The organism is Cupriavidus sp. 05L310 (genome assembly GCF_056398185.1).
Genome location: NZ_JBFTOX010000001.1, coordinates 251114 through 271639, shown reverse-complemented (window position 1 = coordinate 271639; position 20526 = coordinate 251114). Strand labels below are relative to the sequence as shown.

Annotated in this window: 17 protein-coding genes and 3 pseudogenes; 10 read left to right on the top strand and 10 right to left on the bottom strand. The window is 63.2% G+C overall.

Features of this window, described 5'->3' with window-relative positions; translation table 11 throughout:
• Nucleotides 1–228: 228 nt before the first annotated feature.
• The 3 genes and pseudogenes from AC1DS6_RS01270 to AC1DS6_RS01260 all read left to right on the top strand — a co-directional run.
• Nucleotides 229–555: pseudogene (locus AC1DS6_RS01270) on the top strand (LysR substrate-binding domain-containing protein); the annotation flags it as partial.
• Nucleotides 556–754: 199 nt separating this feature from the next.
• Entirely contained in the window at nucleotides 755–3457 is a 2703-nt protein-coding gene (locus AC1DS6_RS01265; RefSeq protein WP_477101763.1) for an excinuclease ABC subunit UvrA, read from the top strand.
• 185 nt (nucleotides 3458–3642) lie between these two features.
• Nucleotides 3643–3843: a hypothetical protein gene (locus AC1DS6_RS01260; RefSeq protein ID WP_477101762.1), complete on the top strand. Its 201-nt coding sequence runs from the start codon at nucleotides 3643–3645 to the stop codon at nucleotides 3841–3843.
• 31 nt (nucleotides 3844–3874) lie between these two features.
• On the opposite strand, the pseudogene AC1DS6_RS01255 reads toward AC1DS6_RS01260, so the two are convergent.
• Both AC1DS6_RS01255 and AC1DS6_RS01250 read right to left on the bottom strand, forming a co-directional pair.
• Nucleotides 3875–4295 (bottom strand): annotated as a pseudogene (locus tag AC1DS6_RS01255) (transposase); the annotation flags it as partial.
• 55 nt (nucleotides 4296–4350) lie between these two features.
• Nucleotides 4351–4917 carry a phosphate-starvation-inducible PsiE family protein gene (locus AC1DS6_RS01250; RefSeq protein ID WP_267600556.1) on the bottom strand — a complete coding sequence of 189 codons (567 nt, stop codon included), beginning with the start codon at nucleotides 4915–4917 and terminating at the stop codon, nucleotides 4351–4353.
• Between the two features lie 394 nt (nucleotides 4918–5311).
• Between AC1DS6_RS01250 and AC1DS6_RS01245 the strand changes: the two genes are divergently transcribed.
• Nucleotides 5312–5881 carry a hypothetical protein gene (locus tag AC1DS6_RS01245; RefSeq protein WP_441631339.1) on the top strand — a complete coding sequence of 190 codons (570 nt, stop codon included), beginning with the start codon at nucleotides 5312–5314 and terminating at the stop codon, nucleotides 5879–5881.
• A gap of 103 nt (nucleotides 5882–5984) precedes the next feature.
• Here the strand turns inward: AC1DS6_RS01245 and AC1DS6_RS01240 are convergent, their stop codons facing one another.
• On the bottom strand, nucleotides 5985–6692 hold the full coding sequence (locus AC1DS6_RS01240) for a PAS domain-containing protein (protein WP_441631337.1): 708 nt from the start codon (nucleotides 6690–6692) through the stop codon (nucleotides 5985–5987).
• A 45-nt stretch (nucleotides 6693–6737) separates the two neighbouring features.
• Between AC1DS6_RS01240 and AC1DS6_RS01235 the strand changes: the two genes are divergently transcribed.
• A complete protein-coding gene (locus tag AC1DS6_RS01235) occupies nucleotides 6738–6923 on the top strand; it encodes a helix-turn-helix domain-containing protein (RefSeq protein WP_441631335.1) in 186 nt (61 codons plus the stop codon).
• Here the strand turns inward: AC1DS6_RS01235 and AC1DS6_RS01230 are convergent.
• Nucleotides 6843–7016 carry a hypothetical protein gene (locus tag AC1DS6_RS01230; protein WP_477101775.1) on the bottom strand — a complete coding sequence of 58 codons (174 nt, stop codon included), beginning with the start codon at nucleotides 7014–7016 and terminating at the stop codon, nucleotides 6843–6845. The two genes, AC1DS6_RS01235 and AC1DS6_RS01230, sit on opposite strands and share 81 nt — an antisense overlap.
• A 600-nt stretch (nucleotides 7017–7616) precedes the next feature.
• Between AC1DS6_RS01230 and AC1DS6_RS01225 the strand changes: the two are divergent.
• Nucleotides 7617–8333, top strand: a pseudogene (locus AC1DS6_RS01225) (tyrosine-type recombinase/integrase); the annotation flags it as partial.
• Nucleotides 8334–8576: 243 nt separating this feature from the next.
• Here AC1DS6_RS01225 and AC1DS6_RS01220 read toward each other — a convergent pair.
• From AC1DS6_RS01220 to AC1DS6_RS01205, 4 genes are all read right to left on the bottom strand, one after another.
• A complete protein-coding gene (locus AC1DS6_RS01220; protein WP_441631351.1) occupies nucleotides 8577–10706 on the bottom strand; it encodes a TonB-dependent receptor family protein in 2130 nt (709 codons plus the stop codon).
• A 1179-nt stretch (nucleotides 10707–11885) separates the two neighbouring features.
• Entirely contained in the window at nucleotides 11886–12713 is an 828-nt protein-coding gene (locus AC1DS6_RS01215) for a phosphate/phosphite/phosphonate ABC transporter substrate-binding protein (protein ID WP_477101761.1), read from the bottom strand.
• 17 nt (nucleotides 12714–12730) lie between these two features.
• Complete coding sequence (locus AC1DS6_RS01210) at nucleotides 12731–13753, bottom strand: fatty acid desaturase (RefSeq protein ID WP_477101760.1); 1023 nt, start codon at nucleotides 13751–13753, stop codon at nucleotides 12731–12733.
• 494 nt (nucleotides 13754–14247) lie between these two features.
• On the bottom strand, nucleotides 14248–14823 hold the full coding sequence (locus tag AC1DS6_RS01205; RefSeq protein ID WP_441631329.1) for a low affinity iron permease family protein: 576 nt from the start codon (nucleotides 14821–14823) through the stop codon (nucleotides 14248–14250).
• A 339-nt stretch (nucleotides 14824–15162) separates the two neighbouring features.
• On the opposite strand from AC1DS6_RS01205, the gene AC1DS6_RS01200 reads away from it, so the two are divergent.
• From AC1DS6_RS01200 to AC1DS6_RS01185, 4 genes are all read left to right on the top strand, one after another.
• Nucleotides 15163–15615 carry an Ohr family peroxiredoxin gene (locus AC1DS6_RS01200; protein ID WP_441631327.1) on the top strand — a complete coding sequence of 151 codons (453 nt, stop codon included), beginning with the start codon at nucleotides 15163–15165 and terminating at the stop codon, nucleotides 15613–15615.
• 86 nt (nucleotides 15616–15701) lie between these two features.
• Nucleotides 15702–15938 (top strand): hypothetical protein, encoded by a 237-nt coding sequence (locus AC1DS6_RS01195; RefSeq protein WP_477101759.1) that lies wholly within the window; start codon nucleotides 15702–15704, stop codon nucleotides 15936–15938.
• Nucleotides 15939–16111: 173 nt separating this feature from the next.
• The gene (locus AC1DS6_RS01190; RefSeq protein ID WP_441631323.1) at nucleotides 16112–16570 is read left to right on the top strand and encodes a MarR family winged helix-turn-helix transcriptional regulator; all 459 of its coding nucleotides are present in this window, start codon (nucleotides 16112–16114) and stop codon (nucleotides 16568–16570) included.
• A gap of 22 nt (nucleotides 16571–16592) precedes the next feature.
• Entirely contained in the window at nucleotides 16593–16871 is a 279-nt protein-coding gene (locus AC1DS6_RS01185) for a hypothetical protein (protein ID WP_477101758.1), read from the top strand.
• A 106-nt stretch (nucleotides 16872–16977) separates the two neighbouring features.
• Here AC1DS6_RS01185 and AC1DS6_RS01180 read toward each other — a convergent pair whose 3' ends face one another.
• On the bottom strand, nucleotides 16978–18000 hold the full coding sequence (locus AC1DS6_RS01180) for a Bug family tripartite tricarboxylate transporter substrate binding protein (protein ID WP_477101757.1): 1023 nt from the start codon (nucleotides 17998–18000) through the stop codon (nucleotides 16978–16980).
• A gap of 47 nt (nucleotides 18001–18047) precedes the next feature.
• Entirely contained in the window at nucleotides 18048–20519 is a 2472-nt protein-coding gene (locus AC1DS6_RS01175; protein WP_441631349.1) for a CaiB/BaiF CoA-transferase family protein, read from the bottom strand.
• Nucleotides 20520–20526 lie beyond the last annotated feature (7 nt).

The window sequence follows — 20526 nt, the reverse complement described above, 5'->3', positions numbered from 1 at the left end:
AGGAGCTTAGTGAGAATATGGTATTAGTTATAATATTATTTTTTGATTGCATTCATCACTTCTAATGATGTCGAGCAGGGCGGTGCTTAGTGGGCACATACGGCCTCACCGCGCGCCACAGATAAGGGTTTTCCCCAGTTATCGGCCAGGCTTTCCGAGGCCTGCCGCAGCAAAAAAATGATACGCTCAGTCACGTTACACAGATTCATTGATACCTAATCGACCCACTTAGCAGACGAGGAAATGGTGCTGGTCACCAGCGCCGAGCATGGCCCGGAACTGCCGGCGGCGGTGGAACTCACCAAGCTGCCCGGGCTGGAACTGGTGCTGCCCACCAAACGCCATGGCTTGCGCGGCGTGCTGGACGCCGCGACGCAGATCGAAGACCTCACGCTGCAGCCAAAATTCGAGATCGGCATCCTCGGCACCATCGTGCAGTTCGTCGAGGCCACGCGTTTTGCCACGGTGCTGCCACGCATCGTGGTGCAGCGCGCGGTGGATGAGGGCCGGCGAATCTGGGCGCTTCCTGGCAAGCCACCTCAGGACGAAGACTGACATTCACAATCGCAGGAAGTAACTTCACGGTAGCGTGGTCGAAATAACCAGCGAACCATTTCGTGGCCCAAGAGCCTACGCATGAAAATCCAGTAGAGTAAGGAGTCTGATCGCAAGCTCGCCTCGTACGGTGGGACCCAGCGGCACGCCGCTTGCGACCACGTTTAAGGCCGTCACCCCCGCACCTATCCCTGCTGCCATGACCAAGCCCTCACGGTCCTCGACTGTCAAGCATTCTGTTGATCACCCTGAGTCGCCCACGCTCGCGCCACGCGGCTTCGTCCAGGTTCGCGGCGCACGGGAGCACAACCTGAAGAATGTCGACGTCGACATTCCCCGCGATGCGTTGGTGGTGTTTACCGGCGTGTCCGGTTCCGGCAAGTCGTCGCTCGCATTCGGCACGCTGTACGCGGAAGCGCAGCGGCGTTACTTCGAGTCGGTCGCGCCCTACGCGCGGCGGCTGATCGAGCAGGTCGGTGCGCCCGACGTCGATGCGATCGAAGGCCTGCCGCCGGCGGTCGCCTTGCAGCAGCAGCGTGGCACGCCGAGCGCGCGTTCGTCAGTGGGCAGCGTGACGACGCTGTCGAGCCTCGTCCGGATGATGTACTCGCGAACCGGCAGCTACCCGCCGAAGCAGCCAATGCTGTATGCGGAGGACTTCTCGCCGAATACGGTACAGGGCGCCTGCCCGACCTGCCATGGGCTCGGCCGCGTATATAGCGTGACCGAACGCTCGCTGGTGCCCGACGACTCGCTCACGATTCGCGAGCGCGCGATCGCGGCATGGCCGCCCGCTTGGCACGGTCAGAATCTGCGCGACATACTCGTCACGCTCGGTTACGACGTCGACACGCCGTGGCGCGATCTGCCGAAGAAAGACCGCGACTGGATTCTGTTCACCGACGAACAGCCAACGGTGCCGGTCTATGCCGGCTTCACGCCGAAGGAGACGCGCGCCGCCCTCAGGCGCAAGGCACAGCCCAGCTACCAGGGCACGTTCACCGGCGCGCGCCGGTACGTGTTACATACCTTCGCAAACACGCAGAGCGCGTTGATGAAGAAACGCGTGTCGCAGTTCATGATCGGCGGCGAATGTCCGTCGTGTCACGGTAAGCGTCTGAAGGCGGAAGCACTCTCGGTGACATTCGCCGGTATGGATATCGGCGAGCTGTCACAACTCCCCATCGCTCGGCTCGCTGCGTTGCTCGAACCCGTCTCGCGCGGCCAGTGGCCGTCTTCCAGCACATCTCCCGACGGCGCGATTCTCGACAGGAACAGCCGGCGCAAGGCGACCGCCAGACGTGTCGCGGCCGGCGGACAGGCTCACCAGGGGGCGCCTGACGTGCGCCGTACGCCTAACCTGTCCGACGAGAAGCGTGTGGCAGCGCAGCGGCTCGCGATCGAACTGCTCGAACGTCTGAAAACCTTGATCGACCTCGGTCTCGGCTATCTTGCGCTGGACCGTGCGACGCCAACGCTGTCCTCCGGAGAACTGCAACGGCTGCGGCTCGCGACGCAGTTGTCGTCACAACTATTCGGCGTTGTTTACGTGCTCGACGAGCCGTCTGCCGGACTGCATCCCGCGGACGGCGATGCGTTGCTCGAAGCGTTGCAGCGCCTGAAGGCTGCGGGCAATTCCCTGTTCGTGGTCGAGCACGACATTGGCGCGATGCGGCGCGCCGACTGGCTCGTCGACGTGGGCCCGGATGCCGGCGAGGCGGGCGGACGTGTGATCTACAGCGGACCACCCGCCGGCCTTGCAGATGTCGAAAACTCGCGCACACGCCGCTACCTGTTTGCGCAAGGCGAGTTAGAGGCGCAGGCGAGCGAGGCTGCGACCCGTCCGCGCCGCGAGTCCCGCGGCTGGCTGCGGCTCGAAGACGTGACGCGCAACAATCTGCACAATCTTGCTGCGGATTTTCCACTGGGTTGCCTGACCACGGTAACGGGCATCTCGGGCTCCGGCAAGTCCAGCCTCGTGAGCCAGGCGCTGACGGAGCTTGTGGCGGAACATCTCGGGCGCACAGCCGATCTTGCCGAAGACGATGAAGTCGACCCGCTCTTTGCCACCCCGCCCGTCACGACGGACGGGCGGATCACAGCCGGCATGGACAAGATCAAACGTCTCGTGCGCGTCGACCAGAAGCCGATTGGCCGTACGCCGCGCTCGAATCTCGCGACCTATTGCGGGTTGTTCGACGCTGTGCGCATGCTGTTCGCCGCGACTCCCGCTGCACGCAAGCATCGCTACAGCGCCGGCCGGTTCTCGTTCAACGTCGCGCAGGGGCGATGTCCGACGTGCGAGGGCGAAGGCTTCGTGATGGTCGAGCTGCTGTTTTTGCCCAGCGTCTACGCGCCCTGCTCGACCTGTCAGGGCAGCCGCTACAACCCGCAGACGCTCGAGATTCGCTGGCGCGAGCGCAATATTGCCGAGGTGCTGGCGATGACCGTGGACACGGCATGCGACTTCTTCGTCGACGAGGCGCAGGTGATGCGCTCACTGACTGTGCTCCGTGATATCGGCCTCGGCTATCTACGGCTTGGTCAGCCGGCCACCGAGCTCTCCGGAGGCGAAGCGCAACGCATCAAACTTGCGACCGAGTTGCAGCGTGCGCAACGCGGGGATACGCTCTACATCCTCGACGAGCCGACGACCGGTCTGCATCCAGCCGACACCGATCGCCTGATGGTGCATCTGCATGGGCTCATCGATGCCGGCAATACTGTGGTGCTGGTCGAGCACGACATGCGTGTCGCGGCGCAAAGCGACTGGATCCTCGACATCGGCCCGGGTGCGGGAGAAAGCGGCGGGAGGATCGTTGTGAGTGGCGTGCCGGAGACGGTGGCGCTCGCCGTGGACAGTCGTACCGCGAGCTATCTGCGGGCCGTGATATTTCGTTGATTTCGTTGATCTGGTGGGTCGGCGGGGCACGCCGAAAACCCTTTGATAGGACCGCGTTCGGCCACGAGCCGTCATTGGCTCACATCAACTATTCGACATCCGGGAGGCAGTTCGACTCCTGAAAGCGGTCGCCCAAGGGCGAACTTGGACGATTGCTCATTTTTGATGCGGAGAAGCTACTGCCCTTGACGCAGCGCATTAGCACCATCGCCGCGATCGGCGCCGCCCTCACCTTTTCCGCCTCGCCCGCGTCAGCGCTCGGCGTCCTCGCCTACGGCGACGAGCCGGTGGGTGATCCCGGCGGCGTCGAATCGGGCAGCTTTCAGACATTTCCATGCAGAAAGACCTGGATGGAGCAAGCCCGGGCGCGTTGCCCGCAGGAATAATGGACACGTGGTCGAGGGCAATGCCAACAGATCAGTGAACATGGTGAGGGGGCGGCGCACGCGGAAGTGCACCCGGCAGGAACGTTTCGATGCATACCATGTGACCCTTGGCGCAGATGGGGCAATCGTGTAGCGACCTGCCGGTGAGTCGCTGGTAACGGTCACGGTAGTCGTCCATGAGGCTGGAGGTGTCGTCCGCTGGGGCCACCCGGCGGCAGGCGGCAAGCTTGGCTGCTCGGTGGCGATTGGCCAGCAGGCCGTAACTGCGGATGTGCTTGAAGCCGTCGGGCAGGACGTGCAGCAGGAAGCGGCGGATGAAATTCGTCGGCCGCGAGCGACATGGTCCGGCTTGCGGGCCCATGTTTGTAGTCCTTCCACTGGAAGGTGACCGCCTCGTCGCCGTCGAAGCGCTGCAGCCGGTGGTTGCAGATGGCGACCGCGGATCGCTGGCGAAGGCTGACCAGAACCATGACGCGGGTGTCCGCTTTCGAGAAGGCCACGAGTCGCTCAGGCATTCGCATCCTGATCGTTGCCGTCCCGTTCGATGCCTCGTTGATGCGCCGCCTTCATGGGCGCAGATTTGCCTTGTTCAGCCATCGCGGCATCAACCGGGTCGTCGCGCTGGCGCATCAGCCAGTAAACGATGCCAAGCGCAACCAATGCAGCCGCAAGAGCGGCGATATGCGCGGGCGGCGTGGCCGGGTCGAGAATGATGAATTTGCGCGCTATCGCCAACAGGGCAATGAGGATGACGGTCTTGACTTGGACAATGTGGTCGCGCCGCACCATAACCCTGGTGATTGAATGCTTGAATTCCATTGCGATCAGCAGTGTCATGACCATGCCGAACACCGATTGAAACGTCCCATGATCCAGCGGGTTCAGTGCGCCCGACATAAGCAACATGGCGACCGCGCGTATCAGTTGCCAAAGCGATACGACAATGATCACTGAAACCACTGCGCTCAGGATGTGGGCAACGATCTGCTCGAAGCGCTCATAGAAGCTCAGAACGCGCCACTGCAGCCGATATGCATCGAGATCCTTGCGCAGGCCGCCTCTTTCATTCCTCATGGTTCACCCTTCCAGATAGTTAGACATCGACGGAGCGGATTGAGAGGGAAGCCGGGGGCATGAGCCTCTCCGGGCTGGGATGAGGGCTTCCTTAACATATTAGGGTGCGGAATCCGCAAAGTCATTTAAAATTCCATATCCGGCTTTTGATATCGGCACGCCGTGCACACGCTCGCCCATCCAGCGGCGCAAGGACGAATGCGCCATCGGCCGGCCGAAGAGAAGGCCCTGCGCAAGGCGTACTCCCCTGGCAATAAGCCTAGCCCGCTGGTCCTCGGTTTCCACGCTCTCGGCTATGTCTTGACCTTTTCGATGCGACTCGGCACTGCAACGCCGGGCTCCGCAACGCGCGAGGTCGTTGTAGACATCGATCCGCTAGCAGAGCATCCGCCGCATGACATTGAGAGGTACCACGTGCTCTCCGCGCCGAGTCGCGCTTGTTCCTCAGCGCACCACCGAAGGACTGGCGGAGGCGCTCGCCAATGGCACACAAACGCGTGCATTCGAGAAGCTTCTGGAACGCTTGGCGGAACATCAACTCGTCAAGCTCGCACATGCCATGAGCATTACCCTTGCGCCGTGCTCGACCATGTCGCCACTTGAGGCGCGAGCATCGATCGACAAGGTGCTCGACGGGCAGCCGCAGCAAATTTGGCGCATGGTCACGTTCGTGGTTCAGGGCTTGAAGGAAGCAATGATCAAGGGAAACTTGGAGGCCATTGTCCCGGTGCTTGACGGTCTGATTGCCCATGATGCTCAATCGGCGAGCGGCTTGTCGCGGCAGGCCGACGCGACTTTGGTCTTGGCCAAAGCCGCATTGGGCGCGCAGATAGAAGAGGACTGCGCGGCAGGATTGCTCACAGAGGTGCGGATCGCAGAACTCATGGGTAGAGGTCCGGGCCTCCACATCGTGGGCCATGCTGTGCTGGCTCCAGTGCTTGAAGGTCTTGGTGTGGCCGCGTAGGTGATTACAAGCCGTCAACACAACGCCCACATTACCGACTCACGGGAAGTTCTGTATCGCTGGCACCCCTGGTATGGTCGCAGGGCATGGATTTTCAACACGGTCACGAAGAATGGGGAGATCGTTCTGCGCTGTGCGCTGGACTCGCGCGAGCGGTCGCATCGGGGGAGGGACGGCGGCCCTGATACAGGTGGTTGATAAATTGCTGCGGTGTAGCGCCGCGCAATTCCCCGAGCGAGACGCCGAGCAAGCTGCAGAGCGCCGGATTGGCGTCATCGATCACGAGATTCCTGTCGAAGACACCAATGCCTTCGTCAACGGCAAGAAAGAGCGCATGGAGATGCTGCTTTCTCTCATTCAGGCTGCGGGTCACCACTGCTTCCCGGTCTGCCAGCAAGGCCAGATTTTTGATGGCCTTTGCCTGGCGGAACTGGAAGTAGACAATCAGAGCGGAAATGGCGCTCGCGAGCATGACAATCACCATCAGTCTGCTCCGATACGCCGCCAAGGCCTCATGCACGTTGTAGCCCACCACCACGGCGAGATCGCCCCGTGACAGCCGTTGGATGCCGAATATGCGCTCGATGCCGTCGATGGGGCTCTCATCAATGACTTGCGCGTCTCCGGGCCCGGAGAGGGCTTTTCGGACTTCGGAGCTTGCCGGCACGAACTGCCCAGGCATGGCGCTCGACCCGCTCAAGCGCGCCCGGAATATAAAGTCTTCAGTGCCGAGCACCCCGATCACGCCTTTGTTACCGAGGTAAATACTCTTGTAGACATTGGTTAGCGAGAGCGGATCGAGCGATACCACCACGACTCCGCGGAAAACGGACAGCCGCGCGAGCGGGCACTGACGGTGCTGGCACTATGCGGCGGCAATCGCCAGGAGGCGGCCCGTCGCCTCGGCGTCAGCCCGCCACGCTATGGCGCTGGCTGGGGGAAGCTGGCACAACGGCTGCGGCTATTCCCCCGTGAACGCTGCCGGCCGCCGCTGCTGAAAGTGTGCCACGCCTTCCTTGAAATCCGCGCTCTGGATGCTTAGGAACATTTCCTGGTTGGCATCCATAATCGCCTCGCCGAGGCTTTGATATGGGGTCTCCCACAGTTGCCGCTTCATCACGCGAATCGAGCGCATAGCTGTGCGCCTGGGCCAGGAGCGCATCGGGCGGCGTGATCCGGTTGACCAGTCCCATGCGCAGCGCCTCTTCAGCCGTGACCTTGCGCGACGACAGCAGCAGATCCGCAGCATGTGTTGCAGATCGCTATTTCGGCTAATGGCGACCTCAAATTCCGCAAATGTGGGTGCCAGCCAGGATAGATGAAGGAAAAACGCTCTTCTCCTGCCGATGCTCGCGAGTGCTTTCAATGGAGATCTCCCCGGCGCGCAGGTCGTGGCGTGAACGCCGATCGCCAGAATACCCCTATTTTTCCGATCTTTCGCGAGGTCATACGCATGGCTCTACCGAACTATCACCCTCCCCGTCCGCCCTGCCCGGCCAGCAATAGAATTTCGCCGACACCGGCTCGGCGTAGCCCGTGTTAGCCGAATTAATGATCCGCCGCGCCGTATTAGCGGAATCGTTGGACATGGACGGAAAATGGCGTTGCTCTTGCACAACGGCAAAAATCGCCACTGAACGGCCGTTTCGCAATATAGATCAATGGTTTACAGCCATGCGATTGCTAGCGGATATAGCGGTCACCGCTAGCGGGATTAACGATCCTCAACAGCAGCCGACGCGGCCAGTCCAAGCCCCGCATCACGCGCTACCTCAGCCACGCCATGTGGCAAACGGTCAAGGACACCATCGAGGCGATGCCGGGTACGAGCGACAGTGCGACCGAGCGCGAGCGCCTGCATGCGGCGCGCTGCCGCTGGCTCTTCGCGGTGCTGTATCTCGGCGGCCTGCGCGCGGCCAAAGTGGCCGAGACCCGGATGGGCGCGTTCTTTTGCCGGCGCGACCGGGAGGGCCTGGAGCGCTGGTGGCTGGAGGTGACCGGCAAAGGCAACAAGACGCGGCTGGTGCCGGCGACGGACGAACTGATCGTGGAACTGGCGCGCTATCGCGAGGCGTACGGCCTGCCACCGGCACCGCATCCCGGCGAGGCACGCCCCATCGTGCTGCCGATCATCGGCAAGGAAAAGCTCTTGTCACGCGGTGCCCTGCACCTGGTGTTGAAGGAAGTCTTCGGGATGGCCGCCCAGCGCCTGCGCTCACGCGGCCCCGAGTGGGAAAGCCGTGCCGCGGTGCTGGCCAGCGCGTCAGCGCACTGGCTGCGCCATACCGCGGGGTCGCACATGACCAACCAGCAGGTGGACCTGCGTTTCGTGCGGGACAATTTCGGGAACGCATCGATTTCTACCACCAGCGCCTACCTGCACACGGAGGACGATGCCCGCCATGCGGCCACGCAGGAACGCCACCGGATCGGCTGGACGCGCGAAGGGTGACAGGTGCTCGCCTTGGCCAGACGCGCAGTTGTATCACGCAAGGACAATGTCCGGAATCGCATTTCCTCCGTCGATCGCGCGGGTATGCTGGGGGAGTCCCAAGGCGACGGCTGCGAGGCCTACCCTACTGGCGAGGCAGCCGGCCTCCGGGCCGCAGCGCTCAATGCGCAGCTCAAGACTGGTGCCTGGTCGGGCCGGCCAAAAGCGGTCTGCCGATACCGCCTGGCCGCTCCTGAATCGGCCTCAGAAGCCGGCGCGTGCCTGGATGTAAACCATGCGCGGCGCACCGACCAGACGACCGGCATTGCTATCGGTGGTACGTGTGTAATAACGCTTGTCGAACACGTTGTTCAAGCCGATGGTGATGTCGGTACGCTTCCACTGCGGCACCTTGAACATGGCCTGAAGGTTCCAGGTACGGAAGCCCGGTATGCGCCCCACGCTACCATCCGCCGACTCGGCAACCGTATTGGCCAAGTCGGAGTACTGCGAGCTCTGATGCGTCGTGGAGACATTGAAGGTCCAGTTGCGCCAGTCGTAGCGAGCACCGATCGTATCCGTATTGCGCGAGTAGAACGGTACGTCCTGGCCGGCCGTAGCGCCCGACTTCTGAATCGCTCGCGTGTACGTGTAGTTGGCGTAAACATTCAGGCCCGCCAGCAGACCGGCGCGATCGAACGTGTAATCGATCGCGCTTTCCACGCCATCGTGATCGGTAGCGCCGATATTCTGGAACGTGGCGGGAAACAGGCCCGGCACCTGCAGGATCTGGTTGTCGAACTTGATCTTGAACGCGGTCAATTCGGCCTTGATCCGGTTGTCGGTCCAACGGGTACCCAGTTCGAACGTACGGGCCACTTCCGGCTGCAGCGGATTGTTCGGTGTCTGCGAATTGAGCTGGGTGTTTTGCACCGGTCCGAACGACGTGCTGTAGTCAGCGAACATGATCCATGCGTTGTTCACCAGATACGAAACGTTGATCGATGGCAGTGCCTTGTTATTCATGCTTTCGAACTGTGATGTCGCCCCCCGTTGTTGGCGCGTGGTGTCGATATGTTCAAAACGCACGCCCGGCACGATGCGCCAACTCCCGATGGCGATACGGTCGTCGATATAGACGGCGTGGGCATCGGTTGCGTTATCGAACGTGGTGGTCGGGCCTGCCACGCCGGTCACCAGGCTCTGGTTGTACGCGTTGTCATCGCCACGCTCGCGGATATAGCGGTATCCGACGGTGATGTCATGCAGGGTCGGGCCCAGCGCCACGCGCTGTGTGTAGCGTGGTTCAATACCGAACGTCGAGTAGTTGCGAGGCTGGTGCGCGATCTGGGTGGCGCTCTGCTGCAGCGTGCTCTGGCGATAGCTGTCGTTGAAGAAAGTGCGGATTTCGAACTCCTGGCTAGCGGAGATCGTGTTCACGTATCCCAGGTCGAAGCCCGTGCGATTGCCGCTCCAGTAGTCGTTCGGCCGCGTATTCTGAAACGGGTCCGCGTTGTACTGTGCCACCGTCAGCCCGCCGGGCGTGCGCGAGCGCACATCGTAGTAGGACATCTTGCCGTAGACCCGCGACCTGCCGGTGATGTCATACGAAAACTTCAAGGCGACGTCGTTAACATCGTCATCGCTGCCCTTGCGCCATTCGCGGCCTGCCATGCCCGAATACAGGAGGGCCAGTCCCAGACCGTTCTCGAGCGTGGTGCCGACAAATGCGCTGTATTGCGTATTGCTGCCGCCGCCTTCGGTGTAGATGTTCTCGCGAATCGAGGCATCGCCGGTGATTTCCGGCCCGTCGGGAATCGGCTTGGTATTGAAGTTGATAACGCCGCCAACGTTCTGCGGCCCATACCGCACCGCGCCACCGCTGCGCACCACATCAATCGACTCGATATTGCCTAGGCTGACCGGCGCGAAGGACAGCTGGGGCTGCCCGTAGGGCGCCACCGCCATCGGAATGCCGTCGAGCAGGACCGTAGAGCGCGGCGTGTACCGGCCGGTCAGGCCACGCACGCCGATATTGAGCGAGATAGCGCTGCCGGCGGTGCCGGAGTTATCGGTTGACTGCACCCCTGGAATCCGTCGCATGACGTCCCCGATGCTCGCTGCCCCACTTTGCTCGATCTGCTGTTCGTTGACGACGGTGCGCGCGCCCGCGAACGTCTTCACACTGTTCTCCAGTCCGGTGCCCAGCCAGTTACCGGTTACCTGTACGGTATCGAGCACATGTTCGGCATTGCTCTTTTGCGTCGACTGCTCATTGGTCTGTTGCGCGGACGTCAGTTGCGGCGCCAAGCACAGAATGGAGACGGCGAGCGCTGTCGCGCACAGCGAGGTCTGGGGTGCGGCGGGCAGCTTGCCGCAACGACTGGTGTTCATGGCTCTACTTCCTTGCAACAAGAAATTAACGAAAGCGCATGAATATAAATGATAATGATTATCAATTGAGATCCAGTCGACAAAAGAGCTGCCGGATGCGCACACCTCCAAGCAAACTGTTGCTGTGGCACGACGAGTATCTACAACTTGCTGGTGCAACAATGCACAACGACCGTCCTGGCGCACATGCGGATCGCCCGTTGCGGGTGAGAGATCGTCAAATGCTGCCCTCTTGTTTGCGCCCTTTAATCCACTTTGATGCCGCGCGGTATCTTTGGATGCGACGGGCAGGCAGCGAGGATTACCAATCCGTGTCCCGTGAGGTGAGTTGAATAAACAGCCTAATGAGGCACTTCACGGATGAAGGTGCGGAAAGTGACGGATGGTGGTGGAGTCAAGGCGAGGGTGCGTGCGAGTGGCCTGTCGATGGCGCGGCACGTGATGCGAATGATGGCGACAATCAGCAGCAATTAGGGCGCATGCGATGCCTGCCGAGCAGCCGCGAGTTGGGGAGAATGACGATGCCCGCCATCGCCATCCACGCTTCCGTTTTTTGCCTGCCCCTAAGGACGCGTGCGCAGTGCAGCGCTTTTGTCGTTTGTCCTGCCCCCCCTGCTTCACTCGCGCCCAGGCACTGGCGAACGATCTTGGCATCTGCAGCAGTTGCGGATTTGGCGACTTTGCCAGGACATTCGTGACACGCGGCTTCCCGCGCCGGCGATGACGCGGGACATACCGGGTCTTTGGCATCGCACCGCGTCAATTGGTGGCGGTGGAATCTATGGACCGAGGGGTATTCAACGAGGCCAGCGCTTTTCTGAACGGTGTATCACCTAAGGGCACCGGCATTGCAGGTCGGATCGCCTGCGACCAAAGTGCGCCACGGCTGGCACCAGTCACGCAAATCGCGCAGTACTCAACGGCGATACTCCGATCCGTAGCAGCAGTCCTGCAAATACAAACCGGCCTGCGTCCCACGGCGCTCACCGGAAGCCATTACGATGGCTGACAAGCACCCCCGCGCTGCCGGGCAAGTCATGGGAGGCACGGCGCGATCCCGCCGCGCGCGCACGCGCCGCGTTTGCGGGTATCCCGCTGTGCGAGTACAGCTTCCCGGTGCCCTTCACCCGCGACTGACGCCCTGCGCGCGCTGGCAGACGCGGCTGCGTTGCGCCACGATCAGACCAGCCGCGCGTAGCCGGCCGCCACCGCGGCGCGGGCCATCAGCGCTACCGGCTCGTAGTGGGCCAGTCCGGTCCGCGCAATGCCGCGCAAGCGCAAGCGGCGCGCCAGTGCCGGCTCGCCGGAAAGCACTTGCGCCAGCGCCGCGCCAACACGCGCGCTAAGCGCCGGAGCGGCGTGGCGCGAAGACACCAGCGGCAGTCCGGGAGCGGCCTCGGTGCTGCCAATCTGGCGCAGCGCAACAAGACGCTCGGGCAGGTGATCGCGCGCGAACGCCAGCGTGACGCAATCGATGGCGGCGACATCCGCCGCGCCGTTGGCCACGGCGTCGAGCGATGCCAGATGCGACCCGGTGCGCACCGTGCCGGAGAAGAAGCGGCCGTCCCGCGCCAGCTGTGCCACCGCGTAGCGCAGCGCGTTCATGCCGCTGTGCGAGCCCTCGTCGTTATAGGCCACGCGCAATCCGCGGCACGCGGCGAGCGTGGCGGGCCCGTCATTGGCGCGTACCACGATGGCGCTGGTATAGCTGGCGCCATCGCAGCCCGGCGCATCGAACCGTCGCGTGCCAATGATGCGCACATGGCGCCGCAGGCCCTGCACCAGCGGATAGCCGCAGGTTTGCGAGAGCAACAGGTCCGGTCGGCGCCAGAATTTGTGCAGCGCCTCCACCGTCCCGGCGGGCTCGACGACGCTCAGCCGGAGCGGGTCGCGTTGCCGCGCGAGCAGGTCGGCCACGCGCGCGATCAGCGCCAGCCAGTCCGTATGCAGCGCGGGTGTCAGGTTATACATGGGTAGCGCGGCCACCCAGTGCTTGCGTTCGGTCATCGGCCGGTCTTCCACGTTCACCCCGTCAGTTGCGCACGGGCATCGTTGCTGGCCTGCCCGCTTCCTGTTGCAACGGGCACCGCTTCACGTACAGAACCGCGAAACAGCGGATGTACCACGGGCGCGGCTGTACGCAGCGCGAAGCGCGCCAGCCATTCGCCGTAGCCGTGTACCACGAAACCGCCGCTGCGCCGCTGGTAGTCGGCCGCGCGGCGACGATAGATATGTCCCAGCGCGAACCAGGGCACCGCAGGCAAATCATGGTGGACAAGGTGATAGTTGTTGTTGAGAAAGAGCAAGCGCCATGGCCACGCGGCCTCGTTGATCACGCTGCGGCATGCCGGCAAGGCATGGGCACGGTGCTCCTGGAACGAGCGTACCGCCGACAGCGACAGCGCCGGATAGGCCACGCCGGCCAGCATCAGCCACGGCGCGATACCGCAAATGCTGTCGAGCCCGGCCAGCAACGCGGCCAGCGCCAGCAGGTGCGCAAGCCACATCGGCAGGTCGCGCAGATCGCCGTCGCGCACCTTGCGCCCCGCGCCGGCCGCGGTCTGCGCGATGGCAAAGGCCGGGCCGATCAGCACACGTCCCGCCAATGTATTGCGACAGCGCAGCAACACCCGCCCCAACGGACCGGCCGCTTGCCAGTCGCCGGAAAGCATGAAATAGCTCTCCGGATCGGCGCCCGGATGGGTGAGATCGTCGGCCTCGTGATGGCGCAGGTGCTCGCGGCGATACAGCCCGTAGGGAAACCATACCGCCAGCGGCGCCATGCCGAACAGCGCATTGAGCCAGGCCAGCCGGGTCGGGTGGCCATGCAGCAGCTCGTGCTGCAAAGACATATACCAGGCCGTGACGAGAGCCAGCAGCGCGACAGCCAGCGGCAGGCCGATGCGCGTGGCGTTGAACGCGATGCCAAACCACGCGCTATGGACCGCCGCGATCAGCAGCCAGGTAGGCACCTCCGTTCGCCATATCCAACGGCGGGAGGCGCGCGCGATATCGGCGCATTGGATGTCATCCAGGTAGATTGCCATGGCTTCGTCATCGTCGATCGGTGGCGGGCTGGTCGGCAATCGAGGCGACGCGAACACCCAGCGCATCCCGCGCCCGGCGCTCCGGCATGTGCATGGCTCCCGGCGCGAAGGATGTCACTCCAGCTTAACGGCGCCGGAAAATAAGGGAACGAAGGAATGCCGATAAGGATATGCGGGCGCGGGGCCGGGTACCCGTTGCTGCCTACGCTTCGCATGCGGGACGTCAGGTGCCACATCCGGCACAAGGTGCACGCCAATGCCAGACACCTGCGGTTGTGCCCCAGTCCGTTCAGGCGACGAAGAAACAACCTTGCTAGCCGTCAGCGAACAGTGCCAAGGCAGATGGCACGCCACGCAACATCGGGGCCCGGATTACGACGATGCCTGCAGCCATCAGTGCATGACGCCCGCGCAGGTCGCGCGCAAGGTCGCGCATCATGGCGTTGCTTGCCGATGTCTGGCACGACAGTCTCATTGCGGGTATGGACGCCGGTTCAATGCGCAGGGATCTCGATGCCGCCGGGAGAATCGTCGCCGCTGCGCGTGGGCTGCCCACCGGGCCGCGCCGCACGGGCCCTGTACTTGGCCACGTGGTTCTCACGGGCCTCGTCCAGCGAATGGCTGCACTTGAGCCCGCCTTCCCTGTCGGCAAGCTCCGCCAGCTGGCGATAGAAGGTGACCAACTGGCGCAACTCGTCCTCATCGAGTTCCTCGATCGAGACTAGCATGTTGCTCGCTTCCTTGTGCGAGGCAAGCAACTCGTTCAGCTTCAGGTGGACGGCCACGGCGTCCTTGTTCTGGCTCTGCTGGATCAGGAAGACCATCAGGAAGGTGATGATGGTGGTGCCGGTGTTGATCACGAGCTGCCACGTTTCGGAGTAGTGGAAGACCGGACCCGTCAAAGCCCACGCCACCACGACGCCGACCGCCAGCATGAATGCCGTAGGCGAGCCCGCCTGCCTCGTGGCTGCGCCGGCAAGGCGATCAAAGACATGAAGCACGGGAGACCGGTGCCCGTGCAGTGCGGGGGCACTATCGATCCGATGCAGTGAGAATACTGGCTTGCTCATCTTCGGCTCCTTGCTGTCGGCTGCCGCCGTCGGCAACGCGCTGCGTTTATTGTATGGAGCGCGCCGCCAATGGTTCAGCGGGCGCTGTCCTACAACGCCTCCATGACCGGCTGCCCCAGATCGATCAGGGCGTAATTGTGGAGAACAAGCGACTTGGGCAAGTGCTGGGGATCGGCAGCGCTGCGCAAGCGTCGGCCCGGGCGCTTTCCCCCGCTCCGCTGCGGGCATTCGATATTTTTCCTTGACAAGGCGCGACCCATGTTCCAGTATTGTTTATATCGTATGCGATTTAAACGGATGCGATTTACATAGAACCGACAACCACCAGAGATCCATTCCATGAGCAAGATCGAAAAAGTCCTCGCCACCGGCAAGACCCACACCACGCACAGCAGCGCCGGCGTTACCTCGCGCGGCCACAACGGCACGCTGGACATCGCGCTGTCGCCTGGCGACAGCGCCACCCCGGCGCACGTGTTCCCGGCCGTCCAGCCGCACCCGACCGCGGAACAGCTGTTCGCGGGCGCCTGGTCGGCGTGCTACATCGCCGCGGTCGGCCTGGTGGCCAAGGAAATGAAGCTGGAGCTGCCGTCCGACCTGGCTGTGGATATCGAAGTCGACCTGGGCCAGACCGGCGCGGAGTACTTCCTGCAGGCACGCCTCAATCTGCGCGTGCCGGGCCTGGCGCGGGATACGGCGACGGAACTGGCCCACGCCGCCGATGCAATCTGCCCCTACTCGAAGGCAACGCGCGGCAATATCGACGTGGCGCTGAACGTATTTACTTCGTAATTCCCTGCCCTTCTCATTGCCGCAAAATAGTCGTATGCAATTTAATCGCATACGGCAACAATTCACCTGAATCAAGGATGCATACCATGAGCACGATCACCACCATCGCCCGCTACGCCGTTGTCGCAGCCGCCCTGCTGACCGCTGCCGCCGCGCAAGCCGCCGGATCGGCGCGCGACCCCTTCACCGATGGCGCCCGCTCGGTCACCAGCGCAGCCGATCCGTACACAGACGGCGCGCGATCGGTACACGGCACGCGCAGCCCTTACACCGACGGCGCCCGCGGCAAGGTCGACCCTTACCTCGACGGCGCGCGCGCCTGAGACCGCGCAGCCACTCGGAGGCCAGATGGTTCGCACGATTTGCCGCCGGTCGCGGGCGCCCTCCCCTTGGGCTCGCGTGACCGCCGCGGGAAGTCATCGCACCTACGATCCAATCGCATACGATCTATAATCGACGCCTGCAATCCATCCGTCTTTGGCCAACGAGGCAGCAAATGAAATCCACCGACAAGCCCGCCGCAGACCCGACGCTCTCGGACTTCCTGTGCTTCGCGGTCTATTCCGCGAACCTCGCCTTCGGCAAGGCCTACAAGCCGATCCTTGAGCAGCTGGGGCTGACCTATACGCAATACATCACCATCGTTGCGCTATGGGAGCAGGACGACCAGACCGTCGGCAGCCTGGGCGAGAAGCTGTTCCTGGAATCGAACACCCTGACACCGATCCTGAAGAAGCTGGAGGCGATGGGCTACGTGGTGCGGCAGCGCGACCCCGAAGACGAGCGCCAGGTACGCGTCAGCCTGACCAAGGCCGGCCGCAAGCTGCGCGAACTGCGCCTGGAATCCGGCCTCGCCGGCGCAACCGGCCTGGCCCCGGACGAGTTCGCACGGATGCAGAAGGCAGTTGCGTCGCTACGCAACAACCTGATCCAGTCGGTGAAAGACAGCGAATGAACAAGCACACAGGACCCACTGCATGACCAGCAAAGCCGCCCAGTACAGCCCGATCGCCTGCGAGTTCCACGACCGCCTGGAAGACCTCGCCACCGTGCGCAGGCCCGCGCAGATCCGCTATCGCGACGCCGATGGCACGCCACGGCAACGTACCGCGACCATTACCGATGTGTACAGCCGCGGTGGCGCTGAATACCTGACGCTCAGGACTGGCGAAACGCTGCGCCTGGACCAGCTCGTGGAAGTCGACGGCGAGAAGCTGGCCGACTACCAGGAAACGCGGTCACGAAGTGACGCTTGACCCCCGCCGTTTCATCTTTTGGGATCGGGCGCGCCCGATGGGGAGACCGCGCCAAAGCAGGGCCTGGCCTTCGCGACGGTCCCTCGACCCGATCCGGTAATGCGGGTCAATCCGGCGTGATTCCTTCGCGCTGGATCACAGCCCCCCAATTGGCATCCTCTTTCTCAATGCGCTTCGCGAAGTTCGCGGAGTCGATCATCACCACGTCGCCCTGCTGACCCAACGCCGCCTTTGCCTTGCCGTCATCAAGCACCCCACGGGTGATCGTATGCAGCTTTTGCACAATCTGCGGCGGCGTGCCGGCCGGCGCGAGCATGCCGATCCAGAAGGTCACGTTGAAAGGCGCGATGCCGGCTTCCTCCAAGGTGGGCACTTCGGGCAACTGTGCCATGCGCTTTGACGAACTGACGGCGAGGGGTTTCAGCTTCCCTACCTTGATTTGAGGGAGGGCGCTCCAGGTGTCAAAGGCGGTCTCCAGTTCACCACTCATCACGGCCATCTCCGCCTGCGCAGAGGACTTGTAGGGAATATGCGTGGTCTTGATCTTTGCCCGGTTGTTCAACATGGCGAAGCTGAGATGCGCAATATTGCCCGGGCCCGCCGATCCATAGCTGATTTTCCCGGGATACTGCGTGGCGAATTGCAAAAGGTCCGCTACCGAGCCGACCGAATTCTTCTGCGACCACTCCGGGTTCGTGACCAGGATGAATGGCGCCTCGAGCACTAGCGTGACCGGCGTGAAGTCTTTCGGCTTGTAGTTGCTCTTCTTGTACACCTGATGGTTGATGGTGATGCTGCTGGAGTTCGTAAGCAGCAAGGTGTACCCGTCTGGCGCAGCCCTGGCAGCCTCTGCCACGCCAATCAACCCGTTCGCTCCCGCCTTGTTGTCCACGATCACGGGCTGCCCCAGGGATTTGCTGAGGTGCTCCGACACGACGCGCGCCACGGTATCGGTGAATGACCCGGCCGGGAATGGAACGATCATCCTGATCGGCTTGTTCGGCCAGCTGGCATGCTGGGCTGCGGCCGGACCGGAAATTGCGCCAGTCAGGACGACCAGCGCAGCGACAGCCATTCTGAATCGGCCTGCGACCCTCTGGCGGCGCGACGTAAATTTGAGTTCCTTCATTCTTGTCTCCTGTTCTTGGGTAGTAGTCTTCGAAACTTTTTCTGACCTTACGCCGCCCCTTTCGAGGACTTTGGCTTCGCGGTTTTTCCTGTGATGCCCATGCGTTCCAGGTCCGCGATCTGCCCTGCGCTCAGTCCAAGCACGCGAGTCAACACCTCCTCAGTGTGTTCTCCCAGGGTCGGGGCAGCGTTGCGGATCGGCACGGGCTCGCTTCCAGTGCGAAACCAGGCGGTGCTGGCCGTGTACATGCCACTGTGGGCACGTTCGACGCCACGCCAGAATCCCCGTGCGTGCAGGTGGGCGTCCTGCAGCACCTGTGACATGGGCCGAACCACGCCCGCGGCAATGCCCGCCCGTTGCAACAGGCGCATTGCCTCTTCCGGGTCCCGGGCCTTGCACCAGGACGTGATGGCCGCGTCGATCCTGTCGTGCTGCGCGCGACGCCCTGGCGCCTGGGCAAGCCGCGCATCCGCGGCAAGGTCCTCCCTCCCGATCACACGGCACAGGGCAGGCCATTGCGCGTCAGTGACAGTCAGAACGATCCACGCGTCATCGCCTGCGCAGCGGAAACTCCCATGCGGGACGTGCATGGGATGGCGGTTACCCAGGCGAGGCGAGACCGTTCCGGAGACCGATTGCTCCAGGATGAACGGCGCAGCCATTGGCAGCATGGCCTCGACCTGTGACAGGTTGACATGTCGGCCTTCACCGGTGGCTTGCTGCACGAACAGCGCCAGCAACATTGCGGCCCCTGCATTCAAGCCGCCTATCGGATCGCCATAGGCGTACGACGTCATGGCCGGCGGTCCCTCCGGATGGCCCGTATGAAGCGGCAGGCCGCTGGCCTGCTCCAGCGTGCCGCCGTATGCGCGGGTGTTGCTCCACGCGTTTCCAAGCCCGAATGCCGGCATCGACAGCATGACCAGACGCTCGTTCACGGCTCGCAGCGCTTCGTAGTCCAAGCCCAGCTTCGGCAAGACCTCGGCAGAGTAGTTTTCGATCACCGCATCCGCGCGCGCCGCCAACTGCAGCAGCAACTGCTTTCCCTCGGGGCGCGTCAAGTCCAGGGTGATGCCCAGCTTGTTGCGGTTCATCAGGTTGAAGTTTGAATTCTTCTCGTACAGCCTGTCCCGATAGAACGCTTCAGTGAAGTTGGCGCCGCGCCACCAGTCCGGGTAGCCGGTGCTTTCGACCTTGATGATTTCCGCGCCAAGATCGGCCAGGGTTCGCGACGCCAGGGGGCCCGCCCAGCCCATCGTCAGGTCGACAACACGAATGCCCCGCAGCGGCAGTTGCTCGGCAGACGTTCGCCGGAGCTGCAGACGGGGGTGGTGATCCAGGCCGGATGTCCGGTAGAGGGCGTTATGGGCGCCCTTCGCCGGAGCCGATCCGCCCGGCAACGGCCCGGCCGCATCGAGGCGTAGCGGCACAACGGGGCCTTCGAAGGAAACTCCCCCTACTTCGACCGGGACGAATGCGTTGCGCCGCCGATGCACTTCCTGGCTGAGCAACTCCGCCATGGTGGGGACGATGACAGTCGGATGCTTCTTGTCGCCAAGGATCTCGAACCACTCCCGGGCCGTCCGCGTGAGAAACGCGGGGATGAGCAGCGCGTCGATCTCGTCCGCCCGGGCCATGCGCTCCTGGCCGTTCGCGAAACGAGGGTCGCCGGCCAGCTCGGGGCGCCCGATCGCCTCGCACAGCGCCACCCACTGAGGCAGCGTGTGCGTGAAGATTCCGATCCACCCCTCCGAGGTCTGGTAGATGCCAGCCGGATGCGTGCCGCAGAACCGGTTGACGCCGAGGCGCCGAAGCGGGTGGCGCTTGTCCGGCACCATGCCCGCTTCCATTTCGACCACGCTGAAAATGGCCTCGTGCACACTTAGCACGTATCGGCGGCTGCCTTGCGCGCGTCCGATCAGGGCCGCGACAGCGGCCGAGAATGCGGCAAGCCCGACGACGACCGCGGTCTGCACGTCGTGCGGCATGTGGGGCGGCCCCTCCACCGGGCCGCTCCCATGCACGGCGCCAGCGAGGCCTCGGCACACAGCTTCCGCGCCCGCATACTGACTGTAGGGCCCGCTCTCGCCGAACCAGGTGAGCGCCACCTCGATCGGCTCGTGCCCTTGCCGCTCGGCTGTATTGCCGGACCAGACAGGCCTGGCAAGGATGACCGGACCCTCGGTCAGCGCGCGGGCATCCAGGACCACATCGCAGGTTCGCGCGAGCTGGGCCAGCCAGGCACTGTCCTCGGCGCTTCCGGCATCCGCAGTGACGCTGCGCTTGCTGGTATTCAGCCAGGCAAAGAGCGCGCTTTCCGGCTGCGCGGCACCAGGAATGCAGACCATGGGCGGCATCTGCCGCCAGGCGTCGCCCGCCGGACTCTCCACCTTGATCACTTCGGCGCCGAAGTCAGAGAACAACTTGCCCGCGTACGCAAGCGCCGGACCGGTGCCGACCTCCAGTACGCGCAGCCCATTCAACGCCAGTTGCGCCGCGTCAGGACCATTCTTCATCATGGAACCC